The sequence below is a fragment of the Litoribacter populi genome (assembly GCF_007483685.1).
Classification (GTDB): Bacteria; Bacteroidota; Bacteroidia; order Cytophagales; family Cyclobacteriaceae; genus Litoribacter; species Litoribacter populi.
Map to the genome: position 1 here is coordinate 49,544 of NZ_VMKN01000001.1, position 26,308 is coordinate 75,851.

At 44.3% G+C, this 26,308-nt stretch carries 27 protein-coding genes; 17 read left to right on the top strand and 10 right to left on the bottom strand.

Annotated features, from left to right (window positions below; all coding sequences use genetic code 11):
* Positions 1-88 precede the first annotated feature (88 nt).
* Both FPL27_RS00215 and FPL27_RS00220 read left to right on the top strand, forming a co-directional pair.
* Positions 89-1,774, top strand: coding sequence for a capsule assembly Wzi family protein (locus FPL27_RS00215; protein ID WP_143959162.1), 1,686 nt, complete (start codon positions 89-91; stop codon positions 1,772-1,774).
* Between the two features lie 592 nt (positions 1,775-2,366).
* Positions 2,367-3,470, top strand: coding sequence for a DegT/DnrJ/EryC1/StrS family aminotransferase (locus FPL27_RS00220; protein ID WP_143959163.1), 1,104 nt, complete (start codon positions 2,367-2,369; stop codon positions 3,468-3,470).
* Positions 3,471-3,663: 193 nt separating this feature from the next.
* Here the strand turns inward: FPL27_RS00220 and FPL27_RS00225 are convergent, their stop codons facing one another.
* Entirely contained in the window at positions 3,664-3,906 is a 243-nt protein-coding gene (locus tag FPL27_RS00225) for a hypothetical protein (protein ID WP_143959164.1), read from the bottom strand.
* Between the two features lie 20 nt (positions 3,907-3,926).
* On the opposite strand from FPL27_RS00225, the gene FPL27_RS00230 reads away from it, so the two are divergent.
* From FPL27_RS00230 to FPL27_RS19710, 9 genes are all read left to right on the top strand, one after another.
* Positions 3,927-4,643 (top strand): outer membrane beta-barrel protein, encoded by a 717-nt coding sequence (locus tag FPL27_RS00230; protein ID WP_143959165.1) that lies wholly within the window; start codon positions 3,927-3,929, stop codon positions 4,641-4,643.
* 515 nt (positions 4,644-5,158) lie between these two features.
* Positions 5,159-6,136, top strand: coding sequence for a GDP-L-fucose synthase family protein (locus FPL27_RS00235; protein ID WP_317129411.1), 978 nt, complete (start codon positions 5,159-5,161; stop codon positions 6,134-6,136).
* A 123-nt stretch (positions 6,137-6,259) separates the two neighbouring features.
* Positions 6,260-6,736: an endonuclease domain-containing protein gene (locus FPL27_RS00240; RefSeq protein WP_143959166.1), complete on the top strand. Its 477-nt coding sequence runs from the start codon at positions 6,260-6,262 to the stop codon at positions 6,734-6,736.
* Positions 6,737-6,830: 94 nt separating this feature from the next.
* Positions 6,831-7,970, top strand: a complete 1,140-nt coding sequence (gene gmd, locus FPL27_RS00245; RefSeq protein ID WP_143959167.1) for a GDP-mannose 4,6-dehydratase — start codon at positions 6,831-6,833, stop codon at positions 7,968-7,970.
* A gap of 126 nt (positions 7,971-8,096) precedes the next feature.
* Positions 8,097-8,432, top strand: coding sequence for a hypothetical protein (locus FPL27_RS00250; RefSeq protein WP_143959168.1), 336 nt, complete (start codon positions 8,097-8,099; stop codon positions 8,430-8,432).
* Between the two features lie 58 nt (positions 8,433-8,490).
* Positions 8,491-8,844 carry an STAS domain-containing protein gene (locus FPL27_RS00255; protein ID WP_143959169.1) on the top strand — a complete coding sequence of 118 codons (354 nt, stop codon included), beginning with the start codon at positions 8,491-8,493 and terminating at the stop codon, positions 8,842-8,844.
* Between the two features lie 482 nt (positions 8,845-9,326).
* Entirely contained in the window at positions 9,327-10,013 is a 687-nt protein-coding gene (locus FPL27_RS00260; RefSeq protein WP_143959170.1) for a hypothetical protein, read from the top strand.
* A gap of 261 nt (positions 10,014-10,274) precedes the next feature.
* Entirely contained in the window at positions 10,275-11,015 is a 741-nt protein-coding gene (locus FPL27_RS00265) for an outer membrane beta-barrel protein (protein ID WP_143959171.1), read from the top strand.
* A gap of 454 nt (positions 11,016-11,469) precedes the next feature.
* Positions 11,470-11,625, top strand: coding sequence for a hypothetical protein (locus FPL27_RS19710; protein ID WP_185974255.1), 156 nt, complete (start codon positions 11,470-11,472; stop codon positions 11,623-11,625).
* A gap of 156 nt (positions 11,626-11,781) precedes the next feature.
* On the opposite strand, the gene FPL27_RS00270 is transcribed toward FPL27_RS19710, so the two are convergent.
* Complete coding sequence (locus FPL27_RS00270; protein WP_143959172.1) at positions 11,782-12,480, bottom strand: hypothetical protein; 699 nt, start codon at positions 12,478-12,480, stop codon at positions 11,782-11,784.
* Between the two features lie 411 nt (positions 12,481-12,891).
* Here FPL27_RS00270 and FPL27_RS00275 point away from each other — a divergent pair, with 411 nt between their 5' ends.
* Positions 12,892-13,572: a hypothetical protein gene (locus tag FPL27_RS00275; protein ID WP_143959173.1), complete on the top strand. Its 681-nt coding sequence runs from the start codon at positions 12,892-12,894 to the stop codon at positions 13,570-13,572.
* Positions 13,573-13,598: 26 nt separating this feature from the next.
* Here FPL27_RS00275 and FPL27_RS00280 read toward each other — a convergent pair whose 3' ends face one another.
* The 7 genes from FPL27_RS00280 to FPL27_RS00310 form a co-directional block, all read right to left on the bottom strand.
* Complete coding sequence (locus FPL27_RS00280; RefSeq protein ID WP_143959174.1) at positions 13,599-14,294, bottom strand: hypothetical protein; 696 nt, start codon at positions 14,292-14,294, stop codon at positions 13,599-13,601.
* A gap of 116 nt (positions 14,295-14,410) precedes the next feature.
* Entirely contained in the window at positions 14,411-15,091 is a 681-nt protein-coding gene (locus FPL27_RS00285; protein ID WP_143959175.1) for a sugar transferase, read from the bottom strand.
* 25 nt (positions 15,092-15,116) lie between these two features.
* On the bottom strand, positions 15,117-16,322 hold the full coding sequence (locus tag FPL27_RS00290) for a polysaccharide biosynthesis protein (RefSeq protein ID WP_143959176.1): 1,206 nt from the start codon (positions 16,320-16,322) through the stop codon (positions 15,117-15,119).
* Positions 16,323-16,441: 119 nt separating this feature from the next.
* Positions 16,442-17,590: an aminotransferase class I/II-fold pyridoxal phosphate-dependent enzyme gene (locus FPL27_RS00295; protein WP_143959177.1), complete on the bottom strand. Its 1,149-nt coding sequence runs from the start codon at positions 17,588-17,590 to the stop codon at positions 16,442-16,444.
* Between the two features lie 174 nt (positions 17,591-17,764).
* Positions 17,765-18,901: a BamA/TamA family outer membrane protein gene (locus tag FPL27_RS00300; RefSeq protein ID WP_143959178.1), complete on the bottom strand. Its 1,137-nt coding sequence runs from the start codon at positions 18,899-18,901 to the stop codon at positions 17,765-17,767.
* A 99-nt stretch (positions 18,902-19,000) separates the two neighbouring features.
* A complete protein-coding gene (locus FPL27_RS00305; protein WP_143959179.1) occupies positions 19,001-19,375 on the bottom strand; it encodes a GxxExxY protein in 375 nt (124 codons plus the stop codon).
* 542 nt (positions 19,376-19,917) lie between these two features.
* Complete coding sequence (locus FPL27_RS00310; RefSeq protein WP_143959180.1) at positions 19,918-20,400, bottom strand: GNAT family N-acetyltransferase; 483 nt, start codon at positions 20,398-20,400, stop codon at positions 19,918-19,920.
* A 439-nt stretch (positions 20,401-20,839) separates the two neighbouring features.
* On the opposite strand from FPL27_RS00310, the gene FPL27_RS00315 reads away from it, so the two are divergent.
* The gene (locus FPL27_RS00315) at positions 20,840-21,637 is read left to right on the top strand and encodes a type III pantothenate kinase (protein ID WP_143959181.1); all 798 of its coding nucleotides are present in this window, start codon (positions 20,840-20,842) and stop codon (positions 21,635-21,637) included.
* Positions 21,638-21,850: 213 nt separating this feature from the next.
* Here the strand turns inward: FPL27_RS00315 and FPL27_RS00320 are convergent, their stop codons facing one another.
* On the bottom strand, positions 21,851-22,153 hold the full coding sequence (locus FPL27_RS00320; RefSeq protein ID WP_143959182.1) for a DUF4286 family protein: 303 nt from the start codon (positions 22,151-22,153) through the stop codon (positions 21,851-21,853).
* Positions 22,154-22,242: 89 nt separating this feature from the next.
* Between FPL27_RS00320 and FPL27_RS00325 the strand changes: the two genes are divergently transcribed.
* The 4 genes from FPL27_RS00325 (at position 22,243) to FPL27_RS00340 (ending at position 26,306) form a co-directional block, all read left to right on the top strand.
* Positions 22,243-22,908, top strand: coding sequence for a carotenoid biosynthesis protein (locus FPL27_RS00325; protein ID WP_143959183.1), 666 nt, complete (start codon positions 22,243-22,245; stop codon positions 22,906-22,908).
* Between the two features lie 275 nt (positions 22,909-23,183).
* A complete protein-coding gene (locus FPL27_RS00330; protein ID WP_143959184.1) occupies positions 23,184-24,080 on the top strand; it encodes a MerR family transcriptional regulator in 897 nt (298 codons plus the stop codon).
* A gap of 215 nt (positions 24,081-24,295) precedes the next feature.
* Complete coding sequence (locus tag FPL27_RS00335; RefSeq protein ID WP_143959185.1) at positions 24,296-24,808, top strand: RNA polymerase sigma factor; 513 nt, start codon at positions 24,296-24,298, stop codon at positions 24,806-24,808.
* 1 nt (position 24,809) lies between these two features.
* The gene (locus tag FPL27_RS00340) at positions 24,810-26,306 is read left to right on the top strand and encodes a phytoene desaturase family protein (RefSeq protein ID WP_143959186.1); all 1,497 of its coding nucleotides are present in this window, start codon (positions 24,810-24,812) and stop codon (positions 26,304-26,306) included.
* Positions 26,307-26,308: the final 2 nt, after the last annotated feature.

Here is a 26,308-nt window from a genome sequence, read left to right on the forward strand (position 1 = left end):
CCAGTGCTTCGTGAGACCACCGGCTGGCAACCTTCAGTTTTAAACCTTAACCCCTAAACAATGCCGCAGGCATGATAACCAAATACGCATGAAAAGATTACTACATATACTTTTAATTTCATTCGCACTGCTCCCCTTAACGGGATGGGGGCAGACGGTTCCGATGGGGACGCCGCTGATGGAGGAGTATCTGCGGAGACAGCAGCTGCTGGGCAAGCTGGATCCTAGCGTTTCCTTCAATATCCGCCCCCTCTCCCCTCGCGAAGCATTTGGGTTTGAAAGTGCGGTGGACCTGGACTCCACCTTTACGGCTGGGGAAGAATCGGAATACCACAAACCCCTTGGCACCAAAGGCAGGATGGTCATGATGCCGGCCGTGGTAAGAAGCCAGTTCAACTCCAATTATGCCTTTGGTAACAACGACGGCCCCATGATCCCCAACCGTGGACTTCAAACACATATTAGTCTGGGTGTCTATGCCGAGTATGGAAGATTCAGCCTTCAGGTACAGCCCGACCTGATCCATGCCCAAAACCGAGATTATCAGGGCTTCCCGGAAGAACACTGGGGCAGCACCTGGCAGGAATACTACGATTTTCTCAACATGATCGACCAGCCCGAACGGTTTGGTAACGGTCCCTATACCATGTTCTTCCTGGGCCAATCCAGCTTAAGGTTCAACATGGAGCACCTATCTTTTGGTATCAGTTCCGAGAGTCTGTGGTGGGGCCCAAGCAAAAGGCACTCCCTGATGATGAGCAACAATGCCCCGGGATTTTTGCATTTGACTCTGAATACCAGGAAGCCCTTCCAAACTGCCATAGGTTCTTTCGAAGGACAGGTGATTGCAGGCCGATTGGAGTCTTCGAACTTCTTGCCCCCAAACCATCAATTATCCGAGAGATACCAAATGCTTTACCATCCCAAGCGGGATGATGAGTGGCGTTACCTGGCCGGCATAATCGTGAGCTACCAACCCAAATGGGTTCCTGGTCTTTCTCTTGGTTACAGCTCTGTCTCCCAAATGTACTGGAACGACATGGACCGCTTCAGCGATTTCCTCCCAATATTCAACGGAGACAAGCGGGCCAGATCTGTAAACAGTCCAGCCGTAGACCGCCGCCATCAGATGAGCAATGGCTTTTTCAGATGGATGATGCCTGAGGGACATTTTGAATTCTACGGCGAGTACGGTAGCACCGGAAACAGTAAGCGTCTAAGGGAGTTTATTGTCAATCCGGACGAGGGAAGGGCGTTTACATTGGGCTTTGTCAACCTCCACCCACTGAGTAAAAAAGACCAGTTTCTACAGGTGCATATGGAAATGACCCTCACGGGGCAGACCGTCCGTCGTGGTATCAGGGAGATGAACAGTTGGTACACCCACCCCCATGTGAGGCATGGCTATACCCACCACGGCCAAGTACTGGGCGCCGGAAATGGTACAGGCTCAAACACCTTCTTCGGGGAACTTAGCTGGATCAAGAACTTCAACCGTATAGGTTTCCAACTCGAGCATATCACCTATAACAATGATTTCTATTACAAGCGTTTCGAAATCATCAAGGATTTCAGAAGAAAATACGTGGACATTGTTCCCTCCTTGGTTGCCGACTGGAGATTTGGAAATGTATTGCTATCCTCCCGCTTCCAATACGTAAACACCCTCAACTACAAATGGTACCTAGAAAACGACCCCGACTTCTACATGACCCCGGGACTGGACAGAAAGAACTTTGTAGCGAATGTGGGAGTGGCGTATATATTTAAATAACCACGGAACCAAATCCCCCTTGGAAGGGGGCAGGGGGGATGTAGTCACGTACTAAAATAGTCACTAAGAAAAGGTCTATCCCTCATCTCCAAACGTAAGTAAGCCCCTGCTGGGCGACAAGGTAGAACCCTGACAACTATCGTCAAGAGGAGATACAAACCGACCGCAGGGAGTGTTTGTCTCCTCTTGACGAACAACAATGACAACACTGACAACCACGTAACCGACGTGGCAACAACGTTATGCCAAGTCTCTGACTTGCGCATCCTGAGTCGAGAGTCTCTGACTCGGGCAGATGAGAAAGTCATTTTTAAGCGCTATAACAGAACCCTGACAACTATCGTCAAGAGGAGATACAAACCGACCGCAGGGAGTGTTTGCCTCCTCTTGACGAACAACAATGACAACACTGACAACCACGTAACCGACGTGGCAAACAATTGGGTACAAGGGGGAGGTAAAAGGAACATGAAGAGCCCGAAGGGTGGCACCTGGCAACCTTCATTTTTAAACCTTAAACCTTAAACAATGCCGCAGGCATGATAACCATGGCGAAGCTCCTTAATCCGTTAATCCCATCAACCATTAAACCATGATCAAATTCCTCGACCTCCAAAAACTCAACCAGCCCTACGCCAAGCAAATGGCAGATGTGGCTGCTCGAATAATTGAGTCAGGGAATTATTTGAATGGGGAATTTACCCAGAAATTCGAAAGTGAACTTTCTACCTATATCGGTGTCCCCTCTACCATTAATGTTGGAAACGGGCTGGATGCGCTGAGGCTGATCTTGAAGGGATATATGGAACTTGGGCAGCTCCATGAAGGTGACGAGGTGATAGTACCAGCCAACACCTACATGGCTACTATCCTGGCTATCACGTCCAATAAATTAAATCCAGTTTTGGTGGAACCTGATCCGGTGACCTATAACTTAAACCTGAAAAAGGTAGAAGAGCACATCACTTCCCGTACAAAAGCCATAATGGTGGTCCACCTTTACGGACAGGCCTGTTGGGGGGCGGAACTGGAGCGGCTAAAAGTTAAATATGGTTTAAAAATCATAGAGGACAACGCCCAGGCCTTAGGTGCTGAATGGGAAGGCAGGAAAACAGGGGCACTGGGAGACGCTGCGGCATTCAGTTTTTACCCCACCAAGAACTTAGGTGCCCTCGGGGATGCGGGGGCCGTATGTACCCATGATGAAAAGCTGGGCTCCACCATCAGGGCTTTAGCAAATTATGGGAGTTCTGAGAAAAACATTCATGATTATAAAGGCTACAACAGTCGAATGGATGAGCTTCAGGCAGCCTTCCTCTCCATCAAGCATCCCCATCTAGACCGCCAAAATCAGAAAAGAAGGGAGCTGGCAAATCTCTATTTTGAAGGCTTATCAGGAAGTGGTCTTACGCTTCCCACAGTTTTTAACAATCCTGAATCGCATATTTGGCATCTATTTGTAATTCTCCATCCGGAAAGGGACCGGATAAAAAAGGAGCTAATAGCCAAGGGCATCGAAACCGCCATCCACTACCCCACCCCACCGCATTGGCAGCCTGCATTAAGCGAATTTAAACACCTCAATCTCCCCATCACCGAGAAGATCCACCGGGAAGCCTTGAGTTTACCGCTGAATACGGGATTGACGGATGATGATGTTGAAAGGGTGATAATTGGAATAAGGGATAGCTTGTAAGACTCACCGCAAAGACACCAAGAAGCGCAAAGCAAGTTTGTTTTCTTTGCGATTCTTCAAAAACTTTGCGGTGAACCTTTTTTTCAATCTGTACCTTTGTGTCCAATTTTTATTAAAGGGGGAATTAGCTTCGTTAGTGACCCATTTCTTCCTCGTCGAGGCTCTGTGTAATCCGAGTAATCTGTGTTTTTCCCTAAAAAAATCTAACCGCAAAGACGCCAAGGGACGCAAAGCAAATTTTTTCTTCGCGCTTCTTCAAAAACTTTGCGGTTGAAAATTGGTAATCACTCTGTGCCTCTGGTGCTCTGTGGTTATTTTTTCTTTGCGCTCCTTCAAAAAACTTTGCGGTGAACTTTTTATTCTCTCTGTGCCTCTGAGTCTCTGCGGTTATTTTTTCTACATCAACCGCCTTTGGCTCAAATTTGGTGGTTTTCAATCCCAAAAACCAACTATATCATGAAAAAGCTATTACTTTCTCTTAGCCTACTTATCATCTTTAGCCTGCAGGCCAATGCCCAGTATTCAAGAAACTCGGTTACTCTTGGCGTCGGCCCGGCCTTCGTCTACGGCGACAACGCAGGGGATTTCAGCTCCCTGAATTTCCCCATCCGCCCCGCCTTTACGCTCGGTTATACCCAAGAATATAACGAGCGGTTTGACTGGAGGGTGAGTTTGGGAACCCAGTCGGTATCCGGCAGACTGGTGGATTACCCAGCCGATGACATTGCCCACTGGATAGAGGCCAGAAATGCGCTTGACTTCAGCGGCCAGGCTTATTACGCGGATTTTATGCCGGTTTACCACTTCACCCCTTATGAGGGGCAGTTCAACTTCTACGGCGGACTTGGACTTGGGCTGATGTTCGTCAACCGGACTGACCAGGTGCTTCCATTTGGCCTCACCACTGATATGTTGCGTGCCAATGACTACACACTGGAGTCTCAAAACCGCAACACTACTTCCCTATATTTTCCCATCAGACTTGGAGTGACCATGAATCTGGAAAACAACTGGGCTATAGGTCTGGAATTAGGTTCCCTCATCGCCACCAGCCCCCGAATAGACGGCAATGACCAGCAGTGGAACTCCATCCCGATCGACATGCTCCCGCAGGCGCAGCTTATCCTGAGAAAATACCTCCCTTGGACCCCCAGACAGCCGGTGATAGAGTAACGTGGTTTTCAGGGTTGTCCGTCCCGTGGTCCTGCTGTGCAGGACCACGGGACTGTTGTCAGGGTTGTCACAGATCCATACTCCACCTGCATCCCTCTGCCGCGCATCGCGACTAACCTCTAAACCTCCCGCCGCGCGTCAGCGCCGGGAAATAAACCTCTAAACCTTCCCTAAACTCCTCTACCGTCCCGATGCGCCCCCGTGACTTTTGCTCGGCGCCAATCGGGACATCTACTTTCTACTTCGGAATCATCGGGTAGAGTAGATGGTAGAAAGTAGATTCGCCGCGTGGTGGCTGGCTTCCCTTCGACTAGGTCAGGAACCATGCCTTTACCACCGCGGCGAAGGTTAGAGATGAAGGCAGGTCCGTGAACGTAATTTTTAAACTTTAAACCTTAAACTTTAAACCAAAAGGCGCGTCAGCGCCGGGAATTAAACCTCTAAACTATTTCAATATTTATTTCGCTTTTTAAAACCATTAATCTATATTTAACCTTCAATTTTTTCAGTTTAATATGCTAATCACAAAACAAACATGCATTTTTTTAGCCGGACACAAGGGGATGGTCGGTTCAGCGGTTCATCGGGCTTTGAGGGCAGGTGGCTATGAAAATATTGTGGCTATCTCCAGCAGCGAACTCGACCTTCGCAACCAATCTCAAGTACAAAGCTTTTTCAATGAATATAGTCCTGAGGTAGTTATTGATGCCGCAGCAAGAGTAGGTGGCATTTTGGCGAACAGGGATTATCCGTACCAGTTTCTCATGGACAACATGATGATCCAAAACAACCTGATCGATGCCTCTCTGAAGTCAGGTGTTGAGAAATTCATCTTTCTCGGTTCATCCTGCATCTACCCCAAACACGCTCCCCAGCCCCTGAAGGAAGAATACCTCCTTTCCGGTTCACTGGAGGAAACTAATGAGTGGTATGCTCTGGCAAAGATCGCCGGGGTAAAAGCCTGTGAGGCTATAAGAAAGCAATATGGTAAGGAATACGTCAGCCTTATGCCGACAAACCTTTACGGTCCCCACGACAATTTCGATCTCCAAACCTCCCACGTCCTCCCCGCCATGATCCGAAAGTTTCATGAAGCCAAGGTGAAAGGTGAGTTTGGCGAAATTAAGGTTAGTGAGCCTGTCGAACTATGGGGATCAGGAAACCCCCTACGGGAGTTTTTGCATGTGGATGACCTGGCGAGTGCAGTTGTCTTTGCCCTGGAAAACACCCTGCCCGAATCCCTATATAACGTAGGAACCGGCAAGGACCTATCCATAAAAGATTTAGCCCTAATGGTCCAGCGCCTCACCGCCCACCAAGGCCCCATCCACTTTGACCCCACAAAGCCAGATGGTACGCCGAGGAAACTTCTTGATGTAAGCAGGTTGAGTAATGCTGGCTGGAAGGCGGAGATTGAACTGGAGGAGGGAATTAGGAGGACATATGAGTGGTATGTGGAGAATATAGGAAGGGTAAAAGAAGTGAAGTTGTAGGTTTAAGGCCGCGTACAATTCCCCCTTTGAAAGCCTGTCCCGAGGAGCTTTTCGCGGATCGGGAGGGGCAGGGGGATGTCAGGTAGAGATTAAAGGAAGTAATCAAACAACTTTTTATAAACCATGCGAAAAAACTTTTTACCATATGACCCAAAATTGAAAGCCTTGGCTCGGGAACTTCGAAATAACAGCACTTTATCCGAAGTTTTACTCTGGATGCAAATCAAGAATAAAGCCTTTGGCGTCGAGTTTCATCGACAGGTGCCCATTAATAACTTTATAGTCGATTTTTATTGTCATGAGTTAATGTTGGCTATAGAAATCGATGGCAATAGCCATGAATATGAAGATGTCGCTGTAAATGATATTCGCAGACAACGTATCCTCGAAAATTTAGGAGTCCGTTTTCTTAGATTAAGTGACATAGCTGTGAAAAGAAACATGAATGATTGTCTGGATATAATTTGGGATAAGATTGAGGAGCTCAGACTCAACTCCCCCTTTGAAAGCCTGTCCCGAGTAGCGAGGCGGATCGGGAGGGACGGGGTCACCAGACTCAACTCCCCCTTTGAAGGGGGCGGGGGGGATGTAGCAACGTAATTAACCCCTACTCAACATCCCCCTACCTTCAAAGGGGGAATAGTTTACGTGAACGTCCGCGCAGCGGACAAATAAACCTTAAACTTTTTCAAACATGAAAACCGCATTAATAACAGGAATCACCGGCCAAGACGGCGCTTATCTTGCCGAGCTACTTTTAGAAAAGGGCTATATGGTCCATGGGATAAAACGTAGGGCATCGCTGATCAATACCGACAGGATTGATCACCTTTACCAGGACCCTCACGAACAGGATCCCAGACTCATACTCCACTATGGGGATATGACGGACTCGATGAACCTTACCAGGATCATTCAGGAAACCAAACCCGACGAAATCTACAACCTTGCCGCAATGAGCCATGTGAAGGTGAGCTTTGATATCCCGGAATACACAGCCAATGCTGACGGGATAGGGACCCTGCGGATATTGGAGGCTGTCAGACTCCTGGGTATGGAGAAGAAAACAAAAGTTTATCAGGCCTCTACCTCGGAACTCTATGGCCTGGTCCAAGCCGTTCCCCAAAGCGAAACCACGCCTTTCTACCCGCGTTCACCATACGCGGTTGCAAAACTTTACGCATACTGGATCACCGTAAACTATCGTGAGGCCTATGGGATGTTTGCCTGCAACGGGATATTGTTCAACCATGAGTCTCCGCTGAGAGGCGAGACTTTTGTGACCAGAAAAATCACCCGGGCAGTCGCGCAGATTGCCTTAGGCCAACAGGAGACTTTATATATCGGAAACCTCGACGCCCAGCGTGATTGGGGGCATGCCAAGGACTATGTAGAGGCAATGTGGAGAATTCTGCAGCAGGACGAACCCGAGGATTTTGTCATCGCTACCGGAATCACCACCAAGGTCCGAGACTTTATCAACATGGCTTTCGCCCATGTTGGCTTTACCCTGAGATGGGAAGGTGAAGGCGTAGAAGAGGTTGGAATTCTTGCAGCCATTGATGAAAAGAAGTTCGAAGAAGTCAGCGGCCTCCCCTTCGACCCCCTAAACCTTAAACTCTTAAACCTCAAACTCGTCCAAGTGGACCCCCGCTACTTCCGCCCCACCGAAGTCGACCTCCTCATCGGTGATCCCACCAAATCCCGCGACCGTCTCGGCTGGCAACCCAAATATGACCTCCCTACCCTGGTAGAAGAAATGGTCATTTCCGATTTGATCTGGTACCGGGATAATATGCACATGGTGAATCAAAAGCCGCATTTTGAGGATTAATGGATTAAGGGGCTTCAGGAAGGTTCCAATTTTAGAGGAGGGAGTAAGGTTTTGAAAACAATAGTGATTAAATCTTTAGAATGGAATTATCGACCAGGGTATCAATTATCCATAATAAGGGAGTTTTTGAAAAATAATTTGGAGGAGCAAGTAAAGCTTGATTTTTCAGAGTTTAATTTCTGCCCCCCATTATTGTCTATTTTCTTTTCTGCAATAGTCAATAATAGTCAAAGTCTAAAAGTTGAATTAGCACCTTCATCGAGCTATCCACGCACTATTCGTTTTTTAGAAGGGTTTAATCCTATATTTACCGAAAACTGGCAGAATTATCTTGAGGCCTTTTCCGGAAAGAGTTATTTGCCAATAATTAAATTTAACAATGGTAAAACAGAAGTAGATACAACGGTGAGAAATAACATTCTCACTGGCATTTTTAAGAATACCGGTTTTGAACTTCAATAAGACTTTTAACATTTATAGTTATACAGAATAAGTTTAATAGATTTAACTTTGCATTGTTATGAAGAATTTATCAACAACCATCATGCTTTCCGAATATTATGCTGAAGCTGTCAGTAATAGAGAATCTGTGAGGCTGATTTTTGATAAATTGCCTAATGTAGACTTTATTACTATCGACTTTTCTGACATAGTATTTATCTCTAGAGCTGCTGCGCATGAACTCACCCTTTATTTAGAGAAATTTCAGAATAGGGGTAAATCCATTTCACTAGCCAATGTTTCTCAAAACGTAAATCAAATGATTGAAACAGTGGCCCAATCCAAAAAGGTGGATTATAAGAAGTCAACATTTGTAGAAAGAATAATTTTTAAGACCGACGAAGAGTTGGAGTCTTATCTATTTTCAGTTTAATCACAGCTGTTAAGATGGAGCAAACATTTCCCTAGAAATCCATATTTTCATGGGAATAGGAAGCGAATATTTTTTCAATAAACTCGTCCAGACATCCCCAACCAGAATTACGAAATCCTCCGGACTCCTTCATCTTTAACTTAAATCCTGAAACCACCTTCTTTGCTTCATCTCCTTTGCGAACCTTATATTCTTTGCGGTTTTATTTTTTTTTGAAACCGTTACCACATTCCCCTACCCCCCCCCGATCCGTTTCACTTCTCGGGACTGACGCTTCAAAGGGGGAATTGCTCCCGTCAAGCACCTATCAAAAATCAGGAGGCGCTTCGGGGTGGTAGAGCAACGGATCTGCCTTCATCTATAAACCCCTAAACCGTCTCGCTTGGGGCGCAGCCACGAGCGGACATAAACCTCTACACCTACCACTTGCTTTATACCCAAATATTATCTTACTTAATACCGCTATTTTATCAATTTGCAGTATGAATAAGTTAATTTGTATTTTATTATTTGCAATTGTTTCGATCACCGAAACTAATGCCCAATTCTATCGGGACTATCTATCAATTTCTGTCGGCCCATCTATGATCTATGCGGATAATGGAGGCAACTACGAAACCGGGGAATTCAAGATTCGCCCCAGTATGGCCCTCACTTACAGCAAGCATGTCGCCGACTATTGGGATTTCCGCGCCACCGTGGGCATGCAGTGGATAAGTGCCAACCACCCGGATAACGAGGAAGTATTTAGCCAGCTCCGTGGACAGGCAGGCAACTTCCGAGGCCTGGTATATTACGCCGATGCCAGCCAGATCTATTACATCAACCCCAACATTCCCGGAAGAAGACAGTATTGGGTGAATTATTATGTAGGCCTAGGCTTGGGCCTCATGCATGCTGTCCGGGAAGAAGAAAGACCCCAACAAGAAACCATCCCCGGCCACCAAGACCCCACCGTTGTTGAGCGCCGCATTAGCACCAATGCCTATATCCCAATTAGGCTGGGCATGACCACCAACACGCAAGATCTCTGGGATTTCGGCTTTGAGCTCACCGCTCTCCCTGTCACCGGTTCGAATATCGATGGGAATATCACGAGAAATAAAAAGATTGGGATTGATGTGTTGCTGCAAGCGAATTTTGTAGTGAAAAGGTATATACGAAGGTAGTAGATAGTAGATGTCCCGAGGAGCGCCTGTGAAATATTAGGAGCCGATTCGGGACGGTAGAGAAGGTTAGAGATGAGGCCAGTCCACGGGATCTGCCTTCATCCCTAAACCTCTAAACCGTCTCGCTTGGGGCGCAGCCACGAGCGGACATAAACCACTACACCAATCAAATCTATTTCATAAATACACTACTTTGGTCTTTTTTTTGTACTACTCCAATTTGCAATCCCTGCATTTATACAAATTTTTAGACTTATACTTATGAAATACCTAATAGCCATACTTTTTATGTTTGCTCTAAACGTCACGCCTGCATCGGCGCAACTCGATCTGCGGGATTATGTGGCATTGGGCATCGGCCCCTCCATGATCTATGGAGACAACACCGGTTCGCTTAGCAGCATGAACTACCGCTTCCGCCCTTCTGCTTCTCTGATGGTCAATTATCAGCTAAGGAGAAGATGGGATGTGAGAGTTACCTCGGGGGTGCAGGTACTTGATGCGGGAGGACGAGTGGATGATATGGATGCCATTCTTCAATGGAGCTTAGATGATCAGGCTTATGATTTCAAGGGACAGGCATATTTTGCGGATATTATGCCCATGTATCAATTTAATCCGAACCGAGGTATGAAAGACATGTACAATTACAAAGTCAATGTCTATGGAGGCATAGGTATAGGGGTCATGCATGTTAGAAGAGAAGACCGGTTGCTTTTAAATACCGTGATTATACCGGAAACCGGTGAAACTTTTATTGGCGCGGATGCCACAATCAATAGAAACACCACCACTGCCTATATTCCCCTTCGGATCGGTGCCTCAACAAACTTCCGCCGCAACTGGGATATCGGCGCTGAGATCACCCTGATGACAGCAATGAGTTCCGATGTGGATGGCAACAACATCCGTATTAAGGAACTGCATAATGATATGCTGTTTCAGTTTCAGATTATGGTTAGGAGATATATTGGACGGCATAATCCGTTTTATTGGGATTAACGCCTCGGGTTGGTTTAAAGGTTTATCATGCCTGCGGCACCGGTTAAAGGTTTAAGGCTGATGGTTGCCATTCGCCACCCTTCAGTCCTTTCACGATACACTCTGCCGCTCGGAACAAGTCGTGCCCTTCTTTCTCTTTGAGCCCTTGGTGCCCCAATTTCTCCGCGAAGAGGCCTTTGTGTCCTTCTTTTAAACTTAGTGCGACTTGGTGTCCTTTTTTTCCTTGGTGCCCCATTTTACTTTCCCGATTCGCTCCGCTGCTCGGGACAAGTTGTGCGACTTGGTGACCCTATTGAATTAGGAATTAATAATTAGGAATTAATAATGAACTGCCGTGCTTCAAATTCCTAATTTTTAATTATTAATTATTAATTCTCACCCCTTCGTGCGACTTCTTTTTAACTTAGCGCGACTTGGTGACCCCATTGAATTAGGAATTAATAACGACACAGGGATGCGCAAGTCAGAGACTTGGCATAACAGGTTCCAGTATGTAAACACGCTAAACTACAAATGGTACCTAGAAAACGACCCCGACTTCTACATGACCCCTGGATCGGACAGAAAGAATTTTGTGGAGAATGTGGGGGTGGCGTATATATTTAAATAGGTGTAGAGGTGTATTTCCCGATTGGCGCTGCGCAAATCGGGAGGTTTAGGGGTTTATAGATGAGGGCAGAGAACGTATCTGCCTTCATTACTAAACCCCTAAACCTCCCGCCGTGCGTCAGCACCGGGAAATAAACCTCTAGACCAATCTAATAAGTTAATAATCAAACGAAAACATCTTCCTCACTTTAAACTGTACGTTCATAGGGTAATCATCAAAGCGGTTGTACCCTGTGTGCCCATCAATGTCATCCCTTAAAGTAATTAGGACAGTTCCTTCCAGGGCAAAGTCCAGCTGTGGACGGAAGCGGTAGGAGATTCCGGCACGGGCGGGGAAGGTGGCTATCACCATGTCGTTGTTGATGTTTTGGGACTCGCCATTCACCATGATGTCATAATCCCCCATGATTCCCAATACCCCGACTCCAACGCCTCCATAGATATTTACCTGGCTACGATTGACGTGGCGTGGTCCTCCTACAAAGTTGAACACGGGCATAAAGTCGAAATAAAAGATTTCACCTCCAAAGTGATAGGCATTGCCTTGCTCTCCCATACGGATCTTACGGTCCAGGTCTGCATTAAAATTTCCCTCCATCTGCTGGAAACCAAAGGTACCCCGCAAAGATATGACAGGCGAAATATTTCGGGCCAAGGAGACTGAAGCTGCAGGATGTAGAGAAAAACTTGCCCGCCGGAAGGCACTGGAATTGTCGGCATACGTCCAACCGACTCCAATACCAGCCTCTACAGCCCAAGGCCGGTCTAGGCTTTGAAAATTAAAATTCTGGCCCATCACGACCTGAAATCCTCCCATAAAAAGTATGAGGAATAGAGGTAAAAATTTTGTTTTCATATGGTGATTGTCTAAAAGTAATCAAGATTGAGATTACAAAAAAAGAGCCAAATGGGAAGTGAGAAGGACGAAATACGAGGTACGAAGGGAAAAATTCCTGCTCTCAGGAGCACCCCGACTTGGTGACCATTTATTTTCGTCTCTCTCATCCCTTTCCCGATCCGCTGCGCTACTCGGGACAAGTGTGCTCCTTCTTTCCCTTCGTGCCCTTTGCGCCCCCTTTTCGTCACGTCGAGCCCACCTTCATTAAACTTTGTGCGACTTCTTTTCAAACTTCGAGCGACTTGGTGGCTATTTTAATCCGCGAAGGAGTTTATCTTCAACATCCCCCTGCCCCCCTTCTAAGGGGGAATCGTATGGTACAACAAAAAACTGGTCAAACCTTTGCTAATAAATAGAAAAGCTTATTTCATGAAAAAGCACTTTTTATCTACAATATTCTTTTTTGCTATCTGCTTCCAGGCGTTCTCGCAGAGTTTTGGACCGGGCATGAAACTGCCTAAACATACCATTATGCTGGGATTTGGCCCCGGATTTATGTATGCAGATAATGGGGGAAGACTGACTCAATTTGATTTCAAAACCAGGCCAGTATTTGACTTGGGATATGTTTATCACCTCAACCCAAAGGTTGGCATCAGAGCCACTCTAGGAACACAATGGCTGGAGAGCAACACGCAGGTGCCGGATCGCACAATTGAAAAATGGGGGGAACAAAATCAGGCCTTCGCCTTTTCTGGAACAGCCTACTATTTCGATATCATGCCGGAAATAACTTTCGGGGATCCTTATAAAAGGTCCCCAAATAGGTTTTACGGAGGTATAGGACTAGGCATATTGCAAGTGTACAGAACACAGCAAACGCTTATTGCCGAACGGGTGGTCACCAAGGATGCATTCACCCAAACCGCCTATTTTCCTTTTAGATTTGGCTATTCCAGACAATTGAACATAAACTGGTCGGCTGCCGCAGAAACCTCTTTCTTCTTCACCCTATCGGATGACCTTGATGGCAATGTAGGTTACAACACTTTTGGAAATGATTACCTTTTCCAGTTCAAAGTGGCCATTCGCAGAAGTCTTTATAATTGAGACCGAAGACCGAAGTCGGGAGAAAATTAATAATCAAATGAGAACAGCTTTCTTAATTTGAACTTGAAACTCAAAATATGGTCGTCAATCCCATTGTTGTTGGTACGTCCATCAATGTTGTTGGAAAAAGTGAATAACAGGCCGGCTTCTAGGGAGGCTTCATAGAGAGGCAAAAATCTATAGGATACGCCCGTGCGAAAGGGAATTATAGGGGTTAAGAAATTATTTTTTCGTTTTTCATTTCCCGAACCTGTCTGGATTTGATTATCCGTCAACACCATCAATGCTCCTACCCCAAGGCTTGAATACATATTAATGTGTGAGCGGCTATTGATAAAAGTCTTGTTTAGGTATTTGATCTCAGGAGAGAAATCCGCAAAGATGGTATATCCATAAAATTGATAAGCATGCCCATCCATACCCATCGAAAGTCTCTCCTCCCGAGGTACAAGTGCCTCCCCCATTACTTTCTGATAACCCACTGTTCCCTTCAAACCAAAGTTATTTCTCACATTGCGGGTAAGGCCAAGTGATCCGCCAAAGGTAGGCCGAAAAGTTAATTGATCATCAAACGGAAAGGAATTGTCCGCTAGCACGAAAGAAGTCCCGCCCCCAATTTCGGCCGACCAAGGCCTGTCAGGGCTTTTATAGTTGAAGCTTTGAGCCTTTAAATTGGCAGAAAGCAAGCATACTAATAGTGTGAGAATTAAAAAACGATTCATGGCAAAAATTAGCTGGGTAGAAAAACTAACGCCGAAAAAACAATTCGAGGCGCTACCTCAACTATTGCAAAAAACCTTCCAACAATTGTTTTTTACCTTGGAACTTGCACAAAAAGTTAGGCTAGATCTGTTTGAAACACATATTCCTTTCGAGGCAAGGTTTTGAATACCTTATAGGTAAGATCCTTATCCTCAGAGAAAATAGAATAAAGAGTTAAAAACAGAATTTTACAGTCCGTCTGAAAGGAAACATTTTGCTGATACCACATCTCCAGCTCACCTTTATAGGGATAAATCTGGTGAATGTAAAAGTCCCATACATCTTCTCCCCTCTCCTTCACTTCGCTTATCAGTTGTTCCTCATTGCTGAAAATGATAGAACCTATCCCCGTCAAGCCAGGAGGCAATTGATAAATGGTTTTCTGAACCTCTGGAGGATATTTCTCAAAACTCTGCATCATCACTGGTCTGGGGCCTACTAGGCTCATTTCACCATTTAAAATGTTGATAAGTTGAGGCAGTTCGTTGATTTTGGTCTTTCTCAAAAACGGACCCATTGGGGTCATTCTAGGATCCCTTTTAGTGGTGATTATACCTCCAGGCAAGTTGGGACTGTCCTTGAGCATGGTGGCGAATTTGTAAATAAAAAATGTGCGGTTATTTTGCCCTATCCTTTCCTGTTTATAAAAAACATAGCCCTCGCCGGTGAGGCGAAGGGCAATGATGACTGGAACCAACAGTGGCAAAAACAAAATAAGCGCCACCAGTGAAACGGTAATATCAAAAGTTCTTTTCATAAACAGATCAAAGGATCATACACTTCTACATTTGCTGATCTAAGGATTTTCCGGTTTCCACATGGTTGAAATCTCCCATGTGAAGGGCCAGAAGGTTTACCAAGTCCGCTTTCTCCGCATTGGTGCAGTCCAAAAGCTCACGGATTTGGTTGAGAACATTGACGATTTTACCCATCTCAATTTGGCTTCCGTTGCTGATGATACCAAGACTTTTAAAGGCCGAATCGTTAATAATGTCCAATGGTGAATAAAACTCCTCCACCAATTTTTCTCCCGTCGTATGAGAGGTAAAGAAGTAAACGGGGTATTCCGAGCCTGAAGGTACATATTGTTTTGCTTCTTCTTCAGTTTTGCATGTTTTTATATTCAAGTCCAACTGTTTTATCAAAGCTTCCGTGATGGATTTAAAGGAAACAAGGCTTTCTTTCTTCAGCTTCGGAAAAAAAACATCACCACTTTCACCGAAAATAGCTGCCAAAAGACAGAGTTGCCCACTTTCTTCTTGGGAGAGAAAATATCTTTGGATGTCTTCCGGGCAGGAAAGCGGCTGGTTGTTTTTTATCCTATAAATATACCCGTCCAAAAGACTTCCGTTGCTGAAGGCCACATTGGCAAAGCGGGCGGTTGTAATCTTAAATTCATTTTGATAGGCTAGCAGGATGTTTTCCATCAGCTTCTTGCTTGCCCCCATAATGTTAACCGGGTTGGCGGCCTTGTCAGTGGACACGCAGAAGAAATGCTTAGGCGGCCTCAAACTCAATAGTTCAAGAAGCTTTTTAGGCTTGAAGACATTATTATCCAACATGGCCTCAATGGCAAAAATATCCTTCTCGCTTCTTACATGCTTGTGCGCGGCAAAATTGGCGATGATGTCAAAGTTGCTTTCCCGCAGGTAAAGCTTCTGGAAGGCCAAAGAACCAAAATCCATTGGATAGGTCTTGTAGGTTTCCGGCACCTTTAGATTAGGAGTGCTGCGAAGATCGCGGGTTAGCTCGGTCAGGCCATTTTCGTTGATATCCACCACAAACAATCGGCTTGGCGAAAACTCCAACGCTGCTTTGATAAATGCCGATCCGATGGTACCTGCCCCGCCAATAACGAGGATGGATTTACCTTCTATTTCTTTCTTGAGAGAAGGCTTCTTGCTTTCAAAATCCTCCGCAAAAAAACTGCGCTCCCTTTTTGTAATATGTTTGTCTATAAACTCCTCTACACGTAAAAATCCTACCATAACTGTCCCGTTATATTAATTAATTTATTTATGAGATAAAGAAGAATAAAAATTTAGATATTCAAAAGTAAAAGCGATTATTTTATTGGGAACTAGAATAAAATTTCTATTCAGACGTATTATACACCAATAAATTCTTTTATTTTACCAATAATATGAATTAATTGACTCTCTTCTAAGCCCACCGAGCAGGGAAGGCTTAATCCATTTTCATAAAGCTGATAGCTCTGATTATCAGATTGTATGTAGTGCAAATGCTTATGAATGGAAAGTTGGTCCATGGGCACCCAAAGTCTCCTGGTCTGAATGTTATGGTTTTTCAACCAATTGTGTAAACCAAGCGGATCCTCCACCAGAACAGTAAACATCCACTGATTGGCTTCAACCTTTGGCAATGTTTTTTGAAAAGTTATACCTTTCAATCCTTCCAGCTGGCTCTTATAGGTTTTCGCTATATCTCTTTTTTTGGCAAGATGGGATCCAAACTGTTCTGCTTGGGCCAATCCAATGGCTGCTAAGACATTCACCATGCGGAAATTATAGCCAATTTCATCATGGGTATATTCCTCGGGATGGGCCTTCGCCTGGTTGATCAGGTGCTTGAGTTTGTCCGCCTCTCCTTTTTCCCTACACACGATCATCCCACCGCCCCCGGTACTTATGATTTTGTTCCCGTTAAAGCTAAAAACGCCAAAATCCCCAATGGTCCCAGCATGTTTTCCCTTGAAAGTGCTTCCCAAGGCCTCGGTGCTATCCTCCACAATCTTGAGATGATACTTGTTGGCAATTGAAGTCAACCTATCCATATCACCCATATTTCCCAAAACATGTACTGGCATGATGAAAGCTATCCTCTTTCCTGTCTTGTTGAAAAAGGTGGAGATTTTTCCGTTTTCCTCTTTTTGAAAAGTCTGATTGCCCAGAAAATCTTCCAGTAAATCCAGATCAAGTTGCCAACATTCTTTATCCACATCCATCAAAATGGGATCACCCCCAGCATGATGCACGGCATTGGACGTTGCTACGAAAGTCAGGTTAGGAATAATTACGTGCTCACCTGATAACAGCCCTCCAGCTTGCAGGGCCAGCTGAAGTCCTACAGTACCGTTTACACACGCCACTGTATGTGGGCAACCGATAAGCTCGGCAATAGCAGACTCAAACTTTGGCACAAAATCACCCGAGGAGGAGATCCAGCCAGAGTCGAGACATTCTTTTACATATAACCATTCATTACCGGCAAGGTGTGGAGTAGAAAGTGGTATCATAATATATAAGTAAAAGCGTCCGTCTTTTTTGATTGTCAAGTTTCCCGCGGCGGCCGCTGCGAATTCGCTATGAACGCTACGTGAAATTCAGGAAACCTCTCGCGCCTTCTCAATTTTTTCTTTGCGCCCCTTAGCGTCCTTTGCGGTGAATTTTATTTTCTCTGCGGTTAATCCTCAAATCACTTCATTCAAACCAAAATAAAAAGCGCTCTGATCCCCATAAGCCAGGTCAAGACGGATGTTGAGGCCTTCAGAGTTGAGACGGTAGCGGAAACCTACCCCTGCACCATAACGCATACGACTTAGATTATAGCTGGAAAAGCGGTCTCCCACCTGTCCGGCACTACCAAAAGCTACCATTCCCAGGTTACGGTATACTTTGAATCTATATTCAGCCTGATGCACCATGGCTAGGTTGTCTCTATATCTTCCCTCAAAATATCCCCTCATACGGTCACTTCCGCCGATAAGACTTACGTGTTGAAAGGGAGGATTGCCAGTGGTAAAACTCCACCAGCTTTGCAAAGCCAGTACATTTTGGTTTTTGAAGCCTATATATTTCCTAAAGTCGGCATCAAATTGATCAAAGGCAAAATTGCTGCCTAGGAAAGGCTGAAAGGTCATGTAGGAGAACTGATGGAAGGTCCCCCTGCTTGGCTGAAAGATGTTGTCCCGGGAGTCCCAGTTGACCTTCATACCGAGTCCGGAAAGTCTTTGTCCATTCGCCCCGGCAACAAGTTGGCGGTCAAGGATGCCTTCTGGTTCCTTTTCGTAGATCTCATCGGTGCGGAATTCGTATCGTGGCCCGACATACAGTCTAGGAAGAATTTCTCTTTCGTAATTGAGGTGCATGTAAATGTATCGGGTAGCGTAATACTCCTCCTGTGCGGCGGGGAGGTCATTTCCGATTCCATAAAACTTAAAAGGATAATCCGTCAATTCAATTCGGGCATTTAGAAAATCCCGGTTTTCGTTGAGCCAGTAATTGAGTTCCCCGGTGAGGATTGCCTGTCTGTTGAGTGTATAAAGAAATGTTATCGGTAAGGTACTTGGACGTACGTTTCCGGTGGTGTCATTTTGGTGTCGGAATATACGGATAGCACGGATACCAAGGCCCAGGCTGGTCTCCGGAGAATATGTCACCGCCGGAATAAAGCTCCACTTCTCCCCGCTAATAAAGTCCACTACCCCATCAGCGGCGTCAAAAAGCTTCTCAAACACCTTCCCCCTACTCGCCCCCCCCTCATCAGCCTCACTTTGAGCAAATGAAAATAAAGGCAGGAAAAATATGGCTAGTAACAACTTTTTCATGTGCAAACAATTGGGCACAAAGGTACACTAAGTTCGAAAAAATAGGCACAAAGGGCTCAAAGAAAAATAAGGGCACAATGTAAGAGTTGGATATTCTGGCTAGATTACTACTCGTTTTATTCCGTACTTGAGATATTTTACATTAAAATTAAGCAAAAGACCTAATTTACATTTGGTTAGCCTTAAATAGGTAAGGGTTTGAGCGATATGCACGTCTTTAATAGTCTCTACTGCCTTTACCTCAATGACGACCTTGTTTTCCACCAAAAGGTCAAGCCTATACCCTGCCTTGAGGTCAAGATCGCAATATCTAAGAGGAAGAATTTTTTGTTTTTCGACCAAAAGACCGTTTTTTTCTAATTCATAGGACAGGCATTCTTCATATGCACTTTCAAGTAACCCCTGTCCCAGGTCAGTATGAATTTTAAAGGCAGCATTTAAGATTGCTTTAGCCAACAATTCCTCAGTTTCCATAAAAAAGTATGATAGAGATTAAAAAAATGAAAATACAAAATTATCCAATAATTCTCTCCTTTTTTGCTTACCAATAGGTTGATTAATACAATTTCCTTATTTCCAATTATTAATAAACCTCTTTGTGCCCTTTCCTTGGTGCCCGTTGTGCCCTATTCCTCCCCCCTTCGTGCCCTTCTTTACCTTTGTGCCCATCGTGTCCTCTTCTCTCCCTCCTACGTGCCCTTCTTTACCTTTGTGCCCATTGTGCCCTATTCCTCCCCCCTTCGTGCCCTTCTTTTCCTTTGTGCCCATTGTGCCCTATTCCTCCCCCCTTCGTGCCCTTCTTTTCCTTTGTGCCCAACGTGTCCAATTCCTCCCCCCTTCGTGCCCTTCTTTACCTTTGTGCCCATCGTGTCCAATTCCTCCCTCCTTCGTGCCCTTCTTTACCTTTGTGCCCATTGTGCCCTATTCCTCCCCCCTTCGTGCCCTTCTTTACCTTTGTGCCCATTGTGCCCTTTTCTCTCCCCCCTTTGTACCCATCTTCCACTTCTCGTAGTGACCTATTTAGCCTTCAGCAATGCCTCTATCTCCTCCGATTGCAGATGGCAGTTGAACCAGCCGCCTTCCATATAGGTGCTGTATTTTTCGTAGAAGTTGATCGCCGGGGCATTCCAGTCTAGGACCTGCCACATCATGCCGGTGCAGTTTTCCTCCAGAGATTTTTGGAGCACTCTATCAAAAAGCAGTTTTCCTGCACCTTGACCTCTCTCCTGCTCGGTGACGATATAATCTTCCAGGTAAAGCCGTTTCCCCTTCCAGGTGCTGTATCTATAATAATAAATTGCCGTCCCGATAATTTCATTGGTTTCATCTTTGATGAGAACAAAGAACCCAAAAACCGGGTTGTCACCAAAGCCGTCCTTTTCCATCATTTCGACCGTGTTGGTCACCTGCTCTGGTGCCTTTTCGTATAGGGCAAGTTCTTGGATAAGTTCAAAAACCCTTGGCAAATCCTCTTTTTTTCCTTCTCTGATCGTGTACATGGCGCTGAAGTTAATAAAAATGCAGAAAGATGCATGGGGTTTTATATATTTAAGTACGAAGTGGGAAGCACGAGGAAGTAAAAACTGTTTGGTTGTCCGCTTTGCCGTTGTCCGCCCGTGGGTCGGCTTCGCCTCCCCGGGCAGTTGTCGAGTTGTCATTGTTCTATTGTGTCGCCCAGAACCTTATTTTCGGCAGGGATTAAACAATTGGACCACATAACAATATGGTTTATTTCTGGAAGCTGAACCTACTTCCTGACTGAGTCAAATTAACTTAGGTGAATAAAGGCGGGATCTATTCGCTAAAAGCGAACCATGGGTAAAAATGAAGGAATGCCTAAATTGGCTTAAGATAACGGTAAAATCAGGAATATTTGGTACTTGGTACCTTGTACTTGGTACTTTAAAAATGATGAATAATGAAGTTTAATACGTACATATGTTCTTAGCAATCGACATAGGAAACTCAAACATAGTCTTCGGTTTATATGACCTAGCAAAGGGGGAATGGAAGGCTGAGCTTAGGATAGAGACCAGGCCTGACCTGCTGGTGTCTTCACTTCAGGATAAAATGCATCTCTACTTTTTGGAAAAAGATTACCATGTTAGCGATATTGATGGAATAGGTGTGAGTTCGGTGGTGCCGGAACTGAATGCTACTATCACTGAGTTCTGCAAATCTTTTTTTGCCCGGGAACCCCATATCATCACGGGCAAAAGTTATGATACCTTAAAGGTAAAAGTCGCCAGACCCGACGAGATCGGCACCGACCTAATGTCCAACGTGACCGCAGCCTATGAGCGATACCAACAGGCTACAATAATTGTGGATTTTGGCACGGCCCTAACCTTCACCATCATAGGAAAAACTGGGGAAGTGTTGGGTGTAAACATCGTCCCTGGAATCAAAACAGCTATCAAAAGCCTCTCCACCAATACCGCCAAACTTCCCGAAGTCAGCCTTGAATGGCCCGACTCAGTGGTAGGAAAAGGCACAGTCCATTCCATACAGGCCGGAATTCTTTATGGCTATACCGGCTTAGTTAAGGGAATGCTCGCCGATATCAAGAAGGAACTGAAAGAAATGAATTTTAAAATCATTGCCACAGGCGGCCTATCTTCGATCTTGGTCAAACTTGAAGGTGAATTTGATGAGGTGGACAGGAATTTGACTTTGGAAGGAATAAGGCTGATAGCGATGGAGAATATGAAAAAAGGTAACCCCGAATCACTCTAAGCTGAAAAGTGATTTCGGGGAGGGCTCTTCGCGGAAAAAGTAAGTGAATACTTTAATAATGAATAGCGAATGATGAATAATGAATGATAAAGTGGAGAAAAAAGGGCAAGTACGAATACGAAAGGCCAAAAATTTAATCAAGGCCTAAAAGGTATAAAACAACCGTAAATTTCCGGATTACTTAGTACCTAGTACATCGTACTTAGTACACTTTTAAACTGATTCCAAAAGCGACCTAAAAACCACATACTTCCCTTCAAACCTCTTCTTAACTTCCTGCTGAAGCTCAGTGGCAAATTCCTTTTGGTATTGCTCGATTCGGTCGATGTGATCTGCAAAGTATTGCACGGAGTAATTGACCCCTCCGTCCTCAGTTTCATGCAATAGTCTGTAAAACTTGTATTCACAAAACATCCCAGTAGCCATCACATCAGGGATATGCTCCGTTTTCATCCAATCCAACCATTGCTGCTCCACTGAATTGTCAATATTGACTGTCACGCTATATAATATCATCTATTTCTTATTTTATGTAGATTGCCAACTTTATAACAAATATAAGGCTATTGAGTTAAGCAATGAACCATAATAGCAGGTTTAAATTTATGCCAAGTACCGCAGTTGAGTCTAAAGACAGTTCAATCTTCAAGAATTTAAGGCTTTGGAAGATAGTAACCGTTCTTCTATATGCCGTGGGAGTGATAGGGATGTCAGCCCCCACACTTCGTCCCCTTTTCCAGTTCCTTACACCTTTTCATCTAGCTATCAGTGCTTTTTCCTTACTCTTATTCCATTCGGATTGGAATCCCAAATTTATTGTTTTTGCGATGGGGACTTTTCTAGTCGGTTATTTAGCTGAGGTACTTGGAGTGCAGACGGGGTTGATTTTTGGAAATTATGTTTACGGCGAAGTTTTGGGATTAAAAATTTGGGATGTCCCTCTGATGATCGGGGTTAATTGGTTTTTGCTAGTCTACCTGACCGGACATGCAGTACATGGTTTTGTGAGCAATGATTATGCTGCGGCTTTTCTTTCGGCAGTGCTTATGGTGGGCATGGATTTTTTAATTGAACCTGTAGCAGTGGCTCTGGATTTTTGGCAATGGGAAGGCGGAGTGATACCAATAAGTAATTACATGGGATGGTTAGGTGTGGCATTATTGTTACAATTGTTTTACAAAAAGACTCATTTCGCTAAACAAAACCCCCTCTCTTTTACTTTACTATTAGCTATGACTGCATTCTTTGCACTTCTAGCAATCATCCTGTAAGGATGAAAATTCACAATATTTAATGGTTTTATTAAAATTAACAACATATTTCAATTATTTATGCTCTAAAAACAGATAAATGTCAGGTAGACAATTAAAAAATTAACTACCTATTAATGGTAATAAAAGAGTATTCTTCCAAGTATTGGCTTTTAAAAGAAGATAGGCTCCTAAAATCTCATTTTTTTTTATAAAATTTATCTCTTCCTAGCAAAGTGCAGTTGGTGGTGGGAGGATCATTAAAGGAAAGGATCAATAATTTAATCAACATCATAGTGAGTACATATTCAATAAAAGACCTAGAACAGCTGTCGGGGATCAAAGCCCATACCCTGAGGATTTGGGAGCAGCGCTATAGTCTGCTTAGTCCTAAGAGGACAGATACAAATATTCGATTTTATGATGATGACGATCTTAAGTTGATCCTTAACGTGGCCCTGCTTAATGAAAATGGCTACAAAATCAGCAAGATCGCCAAGATGGGTATGGAAGAGATGCGTGAGGAAGTCTATAGCCTTACCAAACGTACCATCACCCATGAAGACCAGATCTATGCACTTACCATCAGCATGGTGGAAATGGACGAGGAACGTTTTGACAAAATTCTTTCAACTAACATCCTTAAGATCGGTTTTGAGCAAACCATGATCTATATTATCTATCCATTTTTGGCCAAAATCGGCATCCTATGGCAAACAGGCGCCATCAACCCTTCACATGAGCATTTTATAAGCAATTTGGTCAGGCAGAAACTAATCGTGGCGATAGATGGACAGATGTATAGGGATAGCGGAAAAAAATGGCTATTGTTTTTACCCGAGGGAGAATTGCACGAAATTGGACTGTTATTTGCGGCGTATATAATTAAGTCTAAGGGACACAAGGTCATTTACTTAGGCCAAAGTACACCAAATGATGATTTGTTGTCGGTTTATAAAATTCATAAACCTGATTTTTTACTGACCATTGTCACTACCTCACCTAGCAGTGAGTATGTCCAAGATTACGTAGAGGCATTATGTGACAGGTTCCAAAAATCGCAAATCCTGCTTACCGGTTACCAGGTTTTGAACCAAGACTTGGAAGTTCCGGAAAATGCCAAAGTGTTTAAGCACATCCGGCAAATTAAAGAGCTTTTAGAGGATCTTGAGGCCGTCGGAGAAAATAAGTAACCGCTTTTTCACACCTAACATTTGCAAGCAGGGATATTTCTTATTCCTGCTTTTTTGTTTTTAGCCCTCCCGGCTTCAATAGGGCATTTTTGATAGGAAACAACAGATTATCAAAAATTTTTCTGCAAATTTTCCTACTCATTATTGGATATTTGTTTAAACTTCATTAACTTTACTTAAACAAAACCATTAAACACCACTAAAACTACTACACGATGACAACTTTAGAATTCAGCTACTCACTCCACAAGATGTCCAAATCCCTAAAGCCTTTCGCCCTAAAGCTTACCAGAGATATGGATGATGCCAATGATCTGATGCAGGACACTATAGTCAAAGCATTTACTAATAAAGATAAGTTTACTGACGGTACCAACTTGAAGGCTTGGTTATATACCATAATGAAAAATACCTTCATTACTAATTACCAGCGAATGATAAGAAGAGGAACCTTTGTGGATACCACGGACAACCTTCACTACATCAATTCGGGTGACAGCCTTATCGAAAATGGCGCATACGGTGATTTTGCTATGGAAGACATTCAGAATGCGATTGCCAAATTGGATGATGTATATAAAACCCCCTTTATGATGCACTTCAGAGGTTTTAAATACCATGAAATCGCGGGTAAGCTGGCTATTCCAATAGGAACAGTAAAAAATAGGATACACATTGCTAGAAAAATCCTCAAAGAAGAACTAAACGTATATAAGAATAAGAATTAGTATGTCAAAAAATCAAGTAGTAGTGATTGGTGCCGGCTTTGCCGGATTGTCCGCCGCTACTCATTTAGCACATCAGGGTTACCAAGTGACCTTGTTGGAAAAAAATGGAACCCCCGGTGGAAGAGCTCGCAAGTTCGAAGCCGAGGGTTTTATTTTTGATATGGGTCCAAGTTGGTATTGGATGCCGGATGTGTTTGATAAATATTTTGCCTTTTTTGGTAAAAAAACTTCGGATTATTACGAGCTGATAAGGCTCGACCCCTCCTATTCGGTATATTTTGGTGAGAACGACCGATTGGACGTTCCTGCGTCTCTGGAGGAACTGAAAGAAATTTTTGAGGAAATCGAACCAGGAAGCAAAAAGCAACTGGAGCTTTTCCTTGAGCAGGCAGCCTATAAATATCAGGTGGGCATACAGGATTTTGTCTACAGACCCAGCAAGTCCATGTTGGAGTTTACGCAGGTTTCCCTTGTCAAAGATTTGATCAAGTTGGATCTGTTCCAATCCATGTCAAGGCACCTAAGAAAGTATTTTAAATCCCCAAGGATACTGCAATTGCTGGAATTCCCGGTTTTGTTTTTAGGCCAGACGGCCGAAAAGATACCCGCACTTTATAGCTTGATGAATTATGCTGATATAAAGCTGGGCACTTGGTACCCCTTGGGCGGTATGCATGAGATCATAGCGGCAATGGTGGCCCTAGCTGAAGAAAAGGGCGTAAAGATCATCTACGATGCCGAAGTTGATTATATCCAAACCAAACAGAGCGAGGCCACTGCTGTGGTTCTAAAAGACAATACCCGCCATGAATTAGACATCCTAATCGGAGGTGCCGATTATCATCATATCGATAGACATTTGCTTCCTCCTAATGTGAGCAATTATCCAGAAAAATATTGGAATAAACGAGTGATGGCGCCTTCCAGTCTGATTTTTTACTTAGGTGTGGACAAAAAATTAAAAAGCCTCCATCATCATAACCTGTTCTTCGATGAATCACTGGCAGAGCATGCAGATGCTATATATACCAATCCACGCTGGCCAGAAAAGCCTTTATTTTATGTTTGTGCACCTTCTGTGACGGACCCAAGTGTAGCTCCAGAAGGCAAGGAGAATCTATTTGTATTAGTCCCCCTTGCTCCAGACCTCAAAGATGACGAGGAGACTAGGGAAAAGTATTACCACATGGTAATGGAAAGGCTGGAGAAATACATAAATGAACCGGTCCGAAAACATATTATCTATAAGCGCAGTTATGCACATGCGGACTTTAGCAAGGATTACCATGCCTTCAAAGGCAATGCGTATGGACTTGCTAATACCTTAACCCAGACCGCATTTCTTAAGCCTACTTTAAAGAACAAGAATTTAAACAACCTTTATTACACTGGCCAGCTGACCGTACCTGGCCCGGGAGTACCCCCTTCCCTAATCTCAGGTGAAGTGGTGGCCAAGGAAGTAATGAAGGATTTTAAACTATCAACAGTAACGATTTAGGC

Coding starts and splice junctions, on each gene's coding strand:
- FPL27_RS00215 (WP_143959162.1), top strand. CDS start 89: ATGAAAAGATTACTACATATACTTTTAATTTCATTCGCACTGCTCCCC.
- FPL27_RS00220 (WP_143959163.1), top strand. CDS start 2,367: ATGATCAAATTCCTCGACCTCCAAAAACTCAACCAGCCCTACGCCAAG.
- FPL27_RS00230 (WP_143959165.1), top strand. CDS start 3,927: ATGAAAAAGCTATTACTTTCTCTTAGCCTACTTATCATCTTTAGCCTG.
- FPL27_RS00235 (WP_317129411.1), top strand. CDS start 5,159: ATGCTAATCACAAAACAAACATGCATTTTTTTAGCCGGACACAAGGGG.
- FPL27_RS00240 (WP_143959166.1), top strand. CDS start 6,260: ATGCGAAAAAACTTTTTACCATATGACCCAAAATTGAAAGCCTTGGCT.
- gmd (WP_143959167.1), top strand. CDS start 6,831: ATGAAAACCGCATTAATAACAGGAATCACCGGCCAAGACGGCGCTTAT.
- FPL27_RS00255 (WP_143959169.1), top strand. CDS start 8,491: ATGAAGAATTTATCAACAACCATCATGCTTTCCGAATATTATGCTGAA.
- FPL27_RS00260 (WP_143959170.1), top strand. CDS start 9,327: ATGAATAAGTTAATTTGTATTTTATTATTTGCAATTGTTTCGATCACC.
- FPL27_RS00265 (WP_143959171.1), top strand. CDS start 10,275: ATGAAATACCTAATAGCCATACTTTTTATGTTTGCTCTAAACGTCACG.
- FPL27_RS19710 (WP_185974255.1), top strand. CDS start 11,470: ATGCGCAAGTCAGAGACTTGGCATAACAGGTTCCAGTATGTAAACACG.
- FPL27_RS00270 (WP_143959172.1), bottom strand. CDS start 12,480: ATGAAAACAAAATTTTTACCTCTATTCCTCATACTTTTTATGGGAGGA.
- FPL27_RS00275 (WP_143959173.1), top strand. CDS start 12,892: ATGAAAAAGCACTTTTTATCTACAATATTCTTTTTTGCTATCTGCTTC.
- FPL27_RS00280 (WP_143959174.1), bottom strand. CDS start 14,294: ATGAATCGTTTTTTAATTCTCACACTATTAGTATGCTTGCTTTCTGCC.
- FPL27_RS00285 (WP_143959175.1), bottom strand. CDS start 15,091: ATGAAAAGAACTTTTGATATTACCGTTTCACTGGTGGCGCTTATTTTG.
- FPL27_RS00290 (WP_143959176.1), bottom strand. CDS start 16,322: ATGGTAGGATTTTTACGTGTAGAGGAGTTTATAGACAAACATATTACA.
- FPL27_RS00295 (WP_143959177.1), bottom strand. CDS start 17,590: ATGATACCACTTTCTACTCCACACCTTGCCGGTAATGAATGGTTATAT.
- FPL27_RS00300 (WP_143959178.1), bottom strand. CDS start 18,901: ATGAAAAAGTTGTTACTAGCCATATTTTTCCTGCCTTTATTTTCATTT.
- FPL27_RS00305 (WP_143959179.1), bottom strand. CDS start 19,375: ATGGAAACTGAGGAATTGTTGGCTAAAGCAATCTTAAATGCTGCCTTT.
- FPL27_RS00310 (WP_143959180.1), bottom strand. CDS start 20,400: ATGTACACGATCAGAGAAGGAAAAAAAGAGGATTTGCCAAGGGTTTTT.
- FPL27_RS00315 (WP_143959181.1), top strand. CDS start 20,840: ATGTTCTTAGCAATCGACATAGGAAACTCAAACATAGTCTTCGGTTTA.
- FPL27_RS00320 (WP_143959182.1), bottom strand. CDS start 22,153: ATGATATTATATAGCGTGACAGTCAATATTGACAATTCAGTGGAGCAG.
- FPL27_RS00325 (WP_143959183.1), top strand. CDS start 22,243: ATGCCAAGTACCGCAGTTGAGTCTAAAGACAGTTCAATCTTCAAGAAT.
- FPL27_RS00335 (WP_143959185.1), top strand. CDS start 24,296: ATGACAACTTTAGAATTCAGCTACTCACTCCACAAGATGTCCAAATCC.
- FPL27_RS00340 (WP_143959186.1), top strand. CDS start 24,810: ATGTCAAAAAATCAAGTAGTAGTGATTGGTGCCGGCTTTGCCGGATTG.